At 40.6% G+C, this 12,850-nt stretch carries 18 protein-coding genes; all 18 read right to left on the bottom strand.

All coding sequences use genetic code 11. The annotated features are described in order from the left end of the window. On the bottom strand, positions 1-738 hold a 738-nt coding region (locus Q0E20_RS06330; protein ID WP_295997923.1), incomplete at its 3' end, for a hypothetical protein. Between the two features lie 9 nt (positions 739-747). Next, on the bottom strand, positions 748-1,407 hold the full coding sequence (locus Q0E20_RS06335; RefSeq protein ID WP_295997925.1) for a phage tail protein I: 660 nt from the start codon (positions 1,405-1,407) through the stop codon (positions 748-750). After that, positions 1,404-2,525, bottom strand: coding sequence for a baseplate J/gp47 family protein (locus tag Q0E20_RS06340; RefSeq protein WP_295997928.1), 1,122 nt, complete (start codon positions 2,523-2,525; stop codon positions 1,404-1,406). The genes Q0E20_RS06335 and Q0E20_RS06340 overlap by 4 nt, the downstream gene beginning before the upstream one ends. Next, positions 2,522-2,833 (bottom strand): GPW/gp25 family protein, encoded by a 312-nt coding sequence (locus Q0E20_RS06345; protein ID WP_060923777.1) that lies wholly within the window; start codon positions 2,831-2,833, stop codon positions 2,522-2,524. Before Q0E20_RS06345 ends, Q0E20_RS06340 begins: the two co-directional genes overlap by 4 nt. A 2-nt stretch (positions 2,834-2,835) precedes the next feature. Beyond that, a complete protein-coding gene (locus Q0E20_RS06350) occupies positions 2,836-3,312 on the bottom strand; it encodes a phage tail protein (protein WP_295997937.1) in 477 nt (158 codons plus the stop codon). A gap of 9 nt (positions 3,313-3,321) precedes the next feature. Further along, entirely contained in the window at positions 3,322-3,786 is a 465-nt protein-coding gene (locus Q0E20_RS06355) for a baseplate assembly protein (protein WP_295997940.1), read from the bottom strand. Then, positions 3,776-4,936, bottom strand: coding sequence for a phage late control D family protein (locus tag Q0E20_RS06360; protein ID WP_295997943.1), 1,161 nt, complete (start codon positions 4,934-4,936; stop codon positions 3,776-3,778). The genes Q0E20_RS06355 and Q0E20_RS06360 overlap by 11 nt, the downstream gene beginning before the upstream one ends. Before the next feature lie 3 nt (positions 4,937-4,939). Beyond that, positions 4,940-5,143, bottom strand: coding sequence for a tail protein X (locus Q0E20_RS06365; protein ID WP_060924349.1), 204 nt, complete (start codon positions 5,141-5,143; stop codon positions 4,940-4,942). Further along, positions 5,136-7,475, bottom strand: coding sequence for a hypothetical protein (locus Q0E20_RS06370; protein ID WP_295997946.1), 2,340 nt, complete (start codon positions 7,473-7,475; stop codon positions 5,136-5,138). The genes Q0E20_RS06365 and Q0E20_RS06370 overlap by 8 nt, the downstream gene beginning before the upstream one ends. Before the next feature lie 169 nt (positions 7,476-7,644). Next, on the bottom strand, positions 7,645-7,941 hold the full coding sequence (locus Q0E20_RS06375) for a hypothetical protein (RefSeq protein WP_060923707.1): 297 nt from the start codon (positions 7,939-7,941) through the stop codon (positions 7,645-7,647). A 22-nt stretch (positions 7,942-7,963) separates the two neighbouring features. Further along, the gene (locus Q0E20_RS06380) at positions 7,964-8,497 is read right to left on the bottom strand and encodes a phage major tail tube protein (protein WP_295997952.1); all 534 of its coding nucleotides are present in this window, start codon (positions 8,495-8,497) and stop codon (positions 7,964-7,966) included. A 16-nt stretch (positions 8,498-8,513) separates the two neighbouring features. After that, positions 8,514-9,953, bottom strand: a complete 1,440-nt coding sequence (locus Q0E20_RS06385) for a phage tail sheath family protein (protein WP_295997954.1) — start codon at positions 9,951-9,953, stop codon at positions 8,514-8,516. Continuing rightward, the gene (locus tag Q0E20_RS06390; RefSeq protein ID WP_077708155.1) at positions 9,954-10,181 is read right to left on the bottom strand and encodes a hypothetical protein; all 228 of its coding nucleotides are present in this window, start codon (positions 10,179-10,181) and stop codon (positions 9,954-9,956) included. Positions 10,182-10,190: 9 nt separating this feature from the next. Next, positions 10,191-10,670, bottom strand: coding sequence for a hypothetical protein (locus tag Q0E20_RS06395; protein WP_295997957.1), 480 nt, complete (start codon positions 10,668-10,670; stop codon positions 10,191-10,193). Further along, the gene (locus Q0E20_RS06400; RefSeq protein ID WP_295997958.1) at positions 10,670-11,203 is read right to left on the bottom strand and encodes a phage tail protein; all 534 of its coding nucleotides are present in this window, start codon (positions 11,201-11,203) and stop codon (positions 10,670-10,672) included. Before Q0E20_RS06400 ends, Q0E20_RS06395 begins: the two co-directional genes overlap by 1 nt. Next, complete coding sequence (locus Q0E20_RS06405; protein ID WP_295997962.1) at positions 11,191-11,544, bottom strand: hypothetical protein; 354 nt, start codon at positions 11,542-11,544, stop codon at positions 11,191-11,193. The genes Q0E20_RS06400 and Q0E20_RS06405 overlap by 13 nt, the downstream gene beginning before the upstream one ends. Further along, positions 11,544-11,780, bottom strand: coding sequence for a hypothetical protein (locus Q0E20_RS06410; RefSeq protein WP_295997965.1), 237 nt, complete (start codon positions 11,778-11,780; stop codon positions 11,544-11,546). The genes Q0E20_RS06405 and Q0E20_RS06410 overlap by 1 nt, the downstream gene beginning before the upstream one ends. A gap of 14 nt (positions 11,781-11,794) precedes the next feature. Further along, positions 11,795-12,844: a major capsid protein gene (locus Q0E20_RS06415; RefSeq protein ID WP_295997968.1), complete on the bottom strand. Its 1,050-nt coding sequence runs from the start codon at positions 12,842-12,844 to the stop codon at positions 11,795-11,797. Positions 12,845-12,850: the final 6 nt, after the last annotated feature.

Raw genomic sequence — 12,850 nt, forward strand, 5'->3', positions numbered from 1 at the left:
TCCCCATTGGATAGTGAATCCGTTGGCAAATTTCACAAACCCATTCTCTTCAAGCCTTTGTGCCACAATTCCACCCATTCCGAGAAGATTTTTTATATCTTTCAAAGTAGCGACTGGATTTTCTTGCCAGTTAGTCGCCCCAAGGATTTTGGCAATCATTGCAGTAATCGCTGGATGCGACAAAACATCTGTGTTATGAGTTGCTAATTGAGTTTTTAAATTCTGAAGTAGACCACCATGTGCATTTGTATCATCATTATGTTGTTTAACGGCTTCTGTTAGCTGCTCATGCGTTACTAACGCACCCATATTAACAGTGAGCGATACGTTCCCGGTATTACTAAATACCATTCCTATGGTTAATTCCTGAGATACAACGACAGAGCCACCTTCTGCCGGCATTCTGTCCGGTTCAGGGTCTGTAAGGTATGCATACAATACTTCGCCTTTATCAGGATCTTGTGCAAATAGTCCAATTTCAGACATTCGAAAAGCTTCCGTAATACCATTATTTGTAATAAACGTATCAACGCTTACGATTTTACCTTCTTGTTTAACTACGAAATTAGTAGTCTCCCATTTAGAGGAGATTACATCCGTTAGTGCTAATGGATTCGTTGCATTAACACCACTACCGACTTTAATTTTAGTGAATGTCAATTTAGTTTTGCCTGCATTTACCTTCGCTTGAAGGTCAGCACCGACATCAGTCATAGTTGCATTTGACCATTCTGCCATATATTCCTCCTATCTAACGCTATTATCTAGCGCTACATTAATCTTCGTTTTCCTCGATTCAACGGTGTAAGACGTTACATGAGTATTCAAATTAATGCGCCATGCGTTCGTGAAATCACACTTGATATTCACTTTCTTAGATACACCGCACCACCCGGCAAAATACTTATTGAAGTTAATTCGTCGAATGAATTCAATACCATCTAACCAGGACCGTACATTCTTAGCCGTATTAATAGCACGTACAAGCTTAGCAATGTCCGATTCACCAGTTAATGGTGCCGTAATAAGTGTGACCTTGAAATAATAAGGCTTACCACCATACTCAAACCACTCTGCAATTTTCGAATCAGAATATACAGTTTGTACGGCTTTTTCAACCGCATATGGTGTACCTTTATGGCGGTGAATATCAATTGAATTCTTTACTAATTCACGTTTCGTTTCTATTGGTAATCCACTGTCATAATCATCTACATGTAATTGGTACGCTAAGTGATCAATTACACTCTCTGATTCAGTATCAATCGATGACCATAATAACAGCGTATTCGTGTTCATGAATTCAGCTAGCGTATCATCCCACGTTTTAGCAAGGGCTTTAATTGGCTCCTTATCGATTGAGGAGGGAAGATGTTCCGCGCTTGTATACTTACTATCACGTATCATTCTTCCTCACTTCCTGCGAACACTACGGCGATTGTATTAGCTACTGCCACACCGCTTTGTTCTGCAATTGGAGTAAATACAGGTGCCGTTACTTCAACGCGTTTAATACCAGATACATCCATAAGCATTTGCACCAATCGACTAGGCACTATATCACGGCCTAATTTAGACTTTTGCCATATTACATAATCATTGACCGCTTTATCTGCCTTAGCTTTTACCACTGTTGCATCGGCGCCTTTTTCGATGTAATACTTAGCGTCGATGTTATATTGCGTAGTAGTAGGTGCCAATACAGTCAACTTATCTGTTAACGGTCTACGTTTCTTATCAGACAAATAGTCTGTAATAGTCTTGAGTAATTCTTGTCCTGGAATACCACCGCCAGATAACAATGGGTAGATATTAACTTCTCCAGGATGTGGAGAGGATACACCTACATCGGCCACAAGATGTGATGCTGATTTTGTAAAATACTCATAGGCACCTTCAGGACCTGCCACAGAGAATGATTCAGGTGCCTCATGAATACGTTCACGATAGGCTTCGTCATCTTCTGTATCAGAGCCACCTTCAGATAATGTAGTATTACTCATCGTATCCACATACGCTATAGGGTCAATAATTGTACTTATTTCACCTGGTTTAAACCCATTACCTTGTGCGCCTGTACGTTGTGCTTCTGCTTTTACGGATCCATTGAGTTGACCTGGTAGAATTACCAAATCCTCAACAGTAGCAAAATATTCGCCATCTTCCGTGGATATCCTTGTACCCTTTGGAATAATGACAGAGTTCGTACGCACTGCTGACAATGTAGCTTGGATAGTTGTAGTGGCCTTTGTTGCCTGTAGTCGCTCAACGGCAGCAGGCACCGCTCCAACATGGTCCAAGTTATCACCTTCTGCATAGGCTAATAGATTTTGTTTAGCCGCATAATTTGCATCGTTTAATAATCGGATAATAATTTCCGAAATTACGTTTAAAAATAAAGTAACAGGGTCGCCCTCTCCCAAGGTTCGCCCTGTTATTGTTGTGTAAATATCAAATACCTTTTGTTGAACGTGTTCTTTATCTGTGTTAAAAAACTCAACATTAGGTAAGTCAGATAATCTCATACAGTCACCATCACTTTCGGAATCAACTCACCATTTTGTGTGGCAGTAAAGGATATATCACTAATTTTGGCACGTGGTTCGTACCGTTTAATTTGTTGGAATATGTCATTAGATAGATGCGCTTGTGCTTGATGGATAGGCATATCTATAATGCGACCATCAATACCAAACTCCCTATCTAGTGGCACACTACCACGAACAGTAGAAATAATCGTTTGCACATTCTGCAAAATCTCAGCGACTTCACTTTCAGGTGCTAGCGATATCCTATTGTCCGTAACTGGTTTTATTTCATACGTTGCTGACATGGCTAGAACCTCCGCAATATCGTATTAACTTTATTGAACTTCTGACCATATTGGTTAAGCATGGACTTTTCTTCTACTGTGTTCTTATCTGGGTATTCCTCAAGAGTTAGCGACACTTCAATAGATTGAGTCTTGCCATATGCATCCGTAAATAGACTATCTTCGCTCATAGACATGATGACAAAGTAGTTTTGACTAACAGGCTTACCGCCGATAATAAACGGCAATACAGCCCCTGTATCGCGATAATTTCGTAATTTCTTAACAGTACGTTCTGGTGATTGACCAAGCGATGCGGAAATAAGAATTTTACAAGTAATTTGTTCTACGTCCGGCCCACTAAATTGTTTAACCGGCTTTTCTAACATCAAATTGTGCTTTTCCCATCGTGCACTGCCTGAACGCGTTACATCAGATACAGTAAGAACATTGTCTAATGCGGTATAGAATACTATATCCGCTAAATAACCGATATACATCTATACCTCCTATACTGGCCCCGATGTTGTAGAACCACCAGACTCTACACCACCATGCACATGATGAACTAAGGAAATACCATTGACCACCACATCGCCACTACTTGAATTGATGGATAGTGTGCCACCAACATTAAGAATCATATCTCCAGGAACAGTGAGCACACGTTTGCCATTATCCGCACCATCTGGAGTTGGATCCGCACTACTAAAGAATGTGCCAATAATGAATCCATCAGAAAAGCCACGACCGGACCGATTAGGTAACATAATGCACAATACTTGGTCATCGATAGCCGGCATCCAATAGTCCTTATCATGTGCTGCACCTCGATTAATGACAGATAATGGCGCCGTTACAACTCCTTCTCTATCTAGGCGTGTAACAACTGCTTTACCTTCTTCAGGAATTGTACTTGAAACATTTCCAATAAATATCATATCCGCTAATGTGGATAGTATATCAGTAGCCATTTAAACACCTCCTTACATCAATCGACGTTGAATAATTGGCTCCTAATGTATGCGTTGCTTTCGTGATTAAATAATTACCATCGAATACCCCAAACCCTTCGAGCTTAACCGTAACTGATGCCATAATAAGAGGATTACCATGGAAACTAAATGACATTGTATCGGCTTCTTTATTTGCTTCTCTTAGCTTCTTTTTAGCTAATCTCTTTGCCTCAGCCTTATCTTTTACCTGTTCATTGACTTCTAATACAGCAAGGTATGTATGGCCCTTACGGTCAGGATCTTCAAACGTATCCTCAATCACAGTTTTCTTATCTTTATTGGTGTATTTCACATGACATGCGCGATACACTTCACGAGTTTTACTCTTGTACGAATAAGATATAGCTCTAGTAATAATCAAAGGCGGTTGTTCGCCCTCCTTCGTCTGTACAGGTTGATATTGGCCACCTGGTCTACGAATTATAACTTTAGGCTTTACGTTCTCGTATTTGTAATCATCGAATATAATCAACTGTTCAGTGGATACTTTAAGAGAAAACCCCGCATCATTGCATAGTTTCTGCAAGAATGCGAGGTCTGATTCAGCACTTTGTGATGCATCTTTTAACGGTGGGTCGAAATCCGCATCCCATACTAGCTTTAATTTATTATCTTTTGCTTTCTCGGTAGCAATTGCTTTCAGCGTTGTAGCTTTCCACGATTTGTCTTTCTTCTTCTCCCGTAAGTCAGTACTACCAATAATAGCGACGCCTTTGATTTTGACTACATCAGGAAGGCTACTGCCCTCGAATTCATCAATTTCAAATTTGCCGATTGGCAATGTAAATTGTTCATCCCCTAATTTCTCCCATGCTACGGTATTAATAGCGACTTCTAGTAATGATCCTTTCACAGGATACCAATCACCGACCCATAGACGGCCCCTATCCTCTAATGAGATAGCCACATCATCTACAGTCCCTGAAAGGTTATCTGTGAAAGTTACATCAAGAAGGTATTTACTAATATCGTCGGTGATGTCCTTTGACTCCTTACTCCCCCAATGTTGGTAACCAATTGTGCACCACGCCCGTCGTGCTAACTTCGTTTGTGGCGTTAAATCTTTCTTCCATTTTTGGACCTTAGCTAGGCTCTTTTGTAAGCTCATGTACTATCGCCTCCATGGTGGTAAGAATTCAGGTAAGGAATCAGCAGGAACATCTGGGCATGTTAACACAACACCCGCGGAAAATATCGCCGTATTACGATGCTTTTGATTGGCTTCTAACAATAAATTGATATATCGTTCGTTGCCATACACCTTATAGGCGATTAAATCCCACATATCCCCTTGTATTGTTGTATAACTAGTCATAACTCAACCTCCGTTGTCCGGCGGTATAGCTACGCATCATTTGTTCAAATTCACGCATTTTAGCGTCTAATGCTGACATAATATCATCTGTTGAAGAACCATTACCCGCATTAATGACAGGTGCGAATGTAATCTGTACAGGTGCGCCACTATTACTAGATGAGGATGTCACAGGTACGCTAGGTGCTAATGATACAGTAGGTGCTACGGCTGACTGTGCACCACTCACACCTAACATTCGTCCGGCCGTTTGCCATAAGTTCATAGCATTTGCACTACCATCAATAGGTACAATTACTTCAGGATATCCAGCTTCCCCAATCAACGCGACTTCCGGAGATGTAATAACACCACCATTAGCATACGCATTACCGCCTGCAGCTTGAACACCTACAGTAAAACCGCCACTAAATTGAGCCTTAATACTATCCCATGCACCAGCGATTGCATTAGATACAGCACTAGGAATTTGTTTAATCCAATCCATTACTGCATTATATGCATCACTTGCCCATTGTCCTGCGGCAGCTACGAAACCGGCTCCCGCATCAGCACATGCACTTGGTAAATTCATAATGAAATTAATAACATCGTTAACCAAACTACTAATCCATGATGTAGCCGTAGCGTATGCTTCAGAGGCAAACGAAATAACTGCAGCTACAAACTCAGCCCCCAAATTGATCATGTACATAGGTAAATTGATTAAGAAGTTATAAATATCATCGACCATAGCACTAAATGTGGTAACTGCGAAGTTATAACACTCTGTCGCAAATGATACAACAGCAGATATGACAGCAGTACCAACTTGTACAGCAATTTCTGGCAATCGTAAAATAATGCCTATTATGAACCCTACGGCCATACCAATATATGTTGGTAGGTTTAACCATAGATTTACATAAGCAATTATTGCCGCTTTCAATGCATTAAATACGCTAAGCCCTAATGATAAGAACCCATTAATTACAGACATAATACCGGATATAATGGCGCTCCATGCGGAACTTAAATCAGAACATACGCTATCCCATATTGAACTCAATCCGGAACATACACTGTCCCAAACAGATGTTAATGTAGCACAAATCGTATCCCAGTTAGTTACTAATAGGTATATCACTGCAATAATTGCCATAATAGCAATTACCCAAGGTCCTCCTATTAATGCACCGGCCGCTTTAAATGCCCCCATTGCCGTTTCTACACCTTTAAAGGCCGTTGTAATTGTTGTAATACCTGATGCAAGTTTTGTAGCCGTGCCATACAGTAATGCTAATTTCAATCCATTAGTTACTACTGCGGCAATAGCTTCCTTATTATCCTTCATGAAGGATACCACTGCTTGTAATACTGGTATCAGTGCCGGTAATATTTGCTGAGCAATAGGGATAAATGCTTGTGCCAACCCTAATGCAACTTGCGTAGCTTCCGCTTTCAAGATGTTCATTTGTAACCATATTTCATGAAGTGATTTAGGATCTATGCCAACACCTTTGATTTGTGACGCGGCCGCTTGTGCATCTGCGTAATTTTCAAAGACTTTAGTAAGCTCCATGCCTTTGGCTCCCAATGTTTCAAGCATGAATTCTTGGCCACGTCCTTGTGCTACTGCATTTTGGTACCCTTTAGCCATTGCATCCAACTGTTGATTCATAGGCAATAACTTACCATTGGCATCTGTCAAGGATACACCAAATTGACTGAGGTATCCTTGTAATGCTTCCGCACTTTTACCGCCACCCGCCAAAGTCTTATCCATTTTAGCGAAGGACTTTGCGGCCGCTTCTACATCGACACCACTTAACGTCATAATCTTCTTAAATTGCGCCGTCTCAGCGGTTGTCATATGTAGTTTATTGGACAATTGATAGAGTGCTTCACCGGCATTAACTACATTATCGATAATGGCACCAATACCAAAGCCACCGGCGGCAACCATAGCAAAACTTGCAAGCTTCCCTGTAATACCACTTACGGCAGCACTAGCACCTTGCGCAGCTGATGCAGCACCTGCTAAAGGACTTGCACCACCCATTTTACTGATTGCATTTTGATGCGCCGTCTGACTTGCGATATTAGACCTCAACTGGGCTTGCCGTTGTAACATAGAATTTAGCTTTTGCTCAGCTGCAATTGCTGCATTCCTATCACTAGTATTACCAGTCTTTTGCGATATAGCTTGTAGTTTTCTATATTGCGCCTGTTGATCCTTGATTGCATTGGATAATTTGTTGAGTTCCTGAGATGCTTTTGATACGGAGGAGGATAAACCGCCATCTAGTTTACCTTTAATGGCAATCGCCATTTCTAAGACTTTATTGGCCATTATTTTCTCCCTTTCATTGCTTTATTCTCGCGCTCGATACCATCACTAATGAGCTGAACGTGGACTATGAACTCATCCACGTCTAGCTCTCGAATAAAGTAGTCCATCGGCGTGCTAGTGTATTTACTACACGTAATTGCACACTCGGTGAAATACCGTTCTAAGTCTGTTATTTTTCGGAATTGAGCAAAAAATTCTGTACCTCTAGGCACACTCTAGTGAAATCGGCAGCCGGAAGACTATAAATATCATCCACTTTACATCCGCATGCAGCAGCTGCTACATGGGCTTGATACGTCATAGATAATGCTGGAACTGTGATAGTTCTATCTTCATTTTTAGCGGACTTTTCGCATTTAATTAATGTGTAACCGCTGATGCCTTCAAATTGTAAGGAATGGCCAGCTTTTACTAATTCAATACCTGTTTGTTCATGTGTTTCGTTCATAGTGTTATGTTTACTCATTAGTGATCGTCCTTTCTACATACTAAATACCGAGTGCAGCACGAACATCGCCAAGGAAGTCTGTGCCATCAGAAATAGAATCTTTATATGCGTATTTATCGATTTCACGAACTACCTTGCCATCTTGTTCAAGTTTCAAGTATGTAGTTTCAATTGTGTTCGTTGCATCAATAGTATTGCCAGATTCATATGTGCCATTTTCTTTAGATTTAGCACGGCCACGAATAACAGCACGTGTAGGCACGATTACATATTTATCTTTACCACTATCCCAACATTGGATAGCACCACGTATTTCTAAGCGTACGCCACGACCACCTGTAAGGCGGTGTGTAGTTTCTGTTGGAGTGTTCCAAGTAAGTTTAGTTTCCATAGAGGAGTAGTGGCCAATAACTGGCGCTTCTACTTCGCCTGCAATGCCCACACCTTTTACAGTTTGAGTCATTACAGATTCACTAGGTAATTCCACTTTAGCAACACCTAAACAGTTGTCAGAGCCTTCTTCGTATACACGGAAGTCATTAAGTACTTCCGGTACTTGATTGATAGATGCCATGATTAATTACCCCTTTCTATACTGTTTGAAATAGCGTTTTGAAATAGGAAACATCATATTCAGAAATGCTTTCAATTTCTTGCGCTGGAATTGGAGGTGTACGGAATTTGTGGAAGCGAATAATACCATTCAACAAATCTGTTGTAGGGTTTTCTGCTTCTTTAAATTCAATACGACCGCCCAAAATAAAGCCACGAGAAGTAAGGCCGTTAAGACGGATTGTTTCACTATCAAGAATTGTCTTGATGTTACGTGGCAAGATAGGCATATCTACTTTTTGCCAATACGTAAGGATAAATGTTTGGTCATCCCAATCATTGAAACGGCGTACACAAATGAATGTATCCTTAACATCAGTCGTGCCAGGATATGCACCTGTGTAATTGCCCCAAGATACCCAACCATTGATATTAACGGCTGTCATAATACCTTGAGAGTTCAATAAGTTAGCTTGGGAATGGGTAAGCATTACTTCCTTACCATTTGCTAAGCACAAGCCTGTGATGTTCATAGACTTATTGGAAGGGGATAACGTAGGAATATCACTATTGGATGCATCGCATTTACCAATAATGCCCATGATATGTGTAGACATATGGAACATGTAATCGCCATTGCGAACCATTGGCCAACATACGACTTCAGATTCACCTGTATAGCTATTACCTTTTTTCCATTCGTAAGCATCTGTGTATTTAACAACTTGTGTAGTATCGATATCGACCAAAGTAGTCGCACCGAATAAGTTGTTAATTACACGAGATTTTGCTTTCATGACAGAAGCGACTGTAGGATTTTGAGAGAATCCAGGTGCAGCAATAAGACCAGGTACAATACCGAAATGATGATAAATTGTATCAATCAATTCAAGGCCTGTTGCCTTTTCGTTGCTATCCACACCACCGATTACATTCTTATAATCGAAGTTTTCTACATCGAGTTCATCATATGTGAGGTCCAATGTAGTTGCGGAATCGAATTTACCACCTTTGATAACAGAGATGATCAATTGATTCTTATCATCAAATGCAGCCGTGTAATCTGTGTTGGCCACACCTGTTTGACCACCACTAGATACTTGCAATGTATTGAGCAATACTGCAGCTTTTACAATGCATTTCTTTTCGGTCAATGTAGCAGTTGTTGTAGTGGATTTCTTATGTTTAGCAGGGTCCAATACGTTAACAAATACGATTGGAGCTACGCCATACAATTTGAATTGCGCATACATTGCTTCACATAATGTGAAATGTGTCCAATCTTCAGAATAGCCAAGTTGTTGAACAGCTTCTTCCCAGCTATAACAGATGATTGGCTTATTAACTGCTGCGCTAGGGTCTTCTGTAAGGTGTACAGGTGCAGTACCGAACACAATTGGAAGGCCGGCAGTAGTTTGGACAGGAGCAATTACAGAGGTAGCTTGCTCACTTGTTTTGACGCCATGATAAAAGGCCATTTACTTCACTCCTTTATAATTCTTCAATGCGTTAACATAGAATACATTTAATTGTGTGCCTTGTGTTCTAACATCAATCATTGCCTGATTGAGTTCGTCTAATGGCACAAATAAATGCATAAAAATAGGGTCTTCCGCTTCCGGCAGTGGCGCACCGTCGCTAAATACCATGAATTGGTTTAGCCGGCTACTGCGGAACGAAGGCCCAACATATACAACAGGGTTCATCGTTGTCTCCTATTCAATTACTTTATTATCCGCGAATATCTTATTTAGATTTCTACGAATAACAGGAATATACACTTCAAATTCAAGATATCCAATCCATTGAGGGTATGGTTGATCATCAGGAATTGTTGTATTAACGGTATTCTCCTTAATTTCATATTTAAGTGCGACCGGATTATCAGATAGCAATCGCTCACGCACTACCTCTAAGAGGTGATATAGTCCGATATGGCCTTTTGTTAAGGCTTCATCATAAGTAGTTACCAATACTGTAATACCTACCGTCGAACTATCTGCATCACTAACAGAGTACGGATGCACTACTACGGCTGGGCATAACTTGCGCTTATCTTCATTCTTATCTACCCTTGGTAAGAACCCGCTCCATACTCGAATAGGGCTCGTGGTAACATCACTGGTTTCATTTAGCTTGCGCAACTCATCCATGAGATAGGCAGCAATGCCGTCTGATACGTCTAATGGTGTCATTAGTTACCTCCTAACGCGCGCTCTAATTCGTGATATAGGCGCTTTTCATACATTGTCATGCCTTCCTCTTGCATGACATTCATAACAGTTTCATTACCAAACATTTGCGGTAAGGCTGGTCCATATATTCCCTTTAATGGGTATCGTTCCTTGCCTTGGCGTTTCATAAAAATACCAGTTGTGCTAACAAAGCCTTTTGGCACATTTGTTTCTGTACCTTTTTTAATTGTTACAAACACACCTTTTCGCTTAAGTGATTTAATTTTGAAGTACTTTTTAGCGCTAGTATATCCACCTTTGATACGCATTTCTGCGCCATCATTCAATTTATTGATAGGTATACTGGCCTTTAATACCGATACACCTTTGAAGACATAGATATTGCCTAGTGCTTTTATACCTGCTTTTCTTGCAGTTGTTATCGCACGTTTTGAGGCATCTCTGTAGATACGTCGAACTCTATCTTCTTTCAGCCTTTCCAGTGCTTTTTCAATTGCTTCTAGTGCACTTGTATCAAGTTCTAGCTCAACCATCCGTCAACACCGCCTCTAGCTTCTGCTCTGAGTTCGATAGACACAAGTCCATCTTCTTCCGTTGCACTTTGAACGATGTACACATCACCATCTAATCGGAATACGTTCCCCTGTGATGGAATTTCAGGGATGTCCTTTAATTTGCAATGCACAAATACAGACACCCCGTGCAATCCGTCATTTGATACGTGAGAGCCATTCGATAGGAATGACTCCCTCGCCGTTGGCGATTGGATAACCGCTTTAGCTACTGTGCCATTTAGATTATGCCCTTCGGCGAATTCGTCTTCATTAAGGAATACATCGTCAATATCGCTTTCTATGTAATCTCTAAATCGCATTATTTTTTCACCGTAACTTCCGCATCAACTTCAGGTAATTCCATTTCTTCTTCCGGTTCATCTGGAACAACTACCAATGGTTCCGGTACATCGATAGGATCATCTTCAGCAGATTCAAACTTGTCAGATTCAAGCAAGGACAATGCAATCGCTTTCTTTTTGATGTCGACTACTTCGCCTTTGCCATACATCTCGCCTTCATGTGCTAAATAACCCTTTAATACTCTGATTTTCATAAGTAGGTTACCCCCTATTTAGTCTTAATAGTAGCCCAATCGTCGATAGTTTCAGGAATCAATACGCAACGGGAATATACAGACAATGTTAATTCTTGTGTAGCCTTATTAGCATAGTAGTAAGGAACATAGATACCTGCATAAGTTGTAAATTGGTTATCATCGTTAAGCAATGTTACTGCCGCGTGTTGTTGACGGCCACGACCAGGAACACCTAATACTGCTGCATCATCACCAATAAAGGATTTTACTTTACCTTCATCATCTTGATATGTTTCAAGATATGCGTATACATCGATATTTAAGGACATGATACGGCCAACATATCGAACTTGTGGAGACAAGTATTCAGGAGCAAAGCTGAACATAGTCATGTTTTCACGATTAGGAATTGCTAACATTTTATTGATGGACGCATTATCAAGAATGTATTTTTCAACATTTTTACCAACCACTAATACAGTTGGTACGATACCTGCGTTTTCTTGAATTTTTTCAGAGGCCATTTTCAAGTCGCCATAAATGTCAGCGCCGGCTTGGTCCCAAGTAGTAGTAGGTGTAATGTCTTGTTCAAATTCAAAGTCGATTTCATCAACTTGAACTGTTTCACCATCGTCAGCATAGCCTTCGATTTTGCATTTACCAGTAGTAAGCAAATCAGCTGCCATTTTGTTTTTACGATTGATGATTGTGCCTTGCAAGTAGGACAAATCTTCAGCTTGCATTTGTGCAGCACGTTGTGCTGGTGTCATTGTAGATACAATGTTTTCAGCAAATGCACGTTGGTCAAGTTGTTCTGGGTCAATCACTGTACGAGGGCCCATCATAGGTGCTTCGTATAAAGCAATTTTTGAACCTGCACGTTTAACGTTAACACCAGATGCACCACGAGATACGAAAGGTGCTAATGTACGACCACGTTTACGAGTTTCTACTGTAATTTTTTTAGAAGTTGCAACTGCTGGAACTTGTGGGAAGAAAGTATCAAGCAAGAAACTTGCCGGTGCTTTCATTCGTTCCACAGCTTGCATTAAGGAAAATGTATCTTTGAAATCAATTGCCATTATATA

The sequence above is a fragment of the uncultured Veillonella sp. genome, from assembly GCF_934230905.1.
GTDB lineage: Bacteria > Bacillota > Negativicutes > Veillonellales > Veillonellaceae > Veillonella.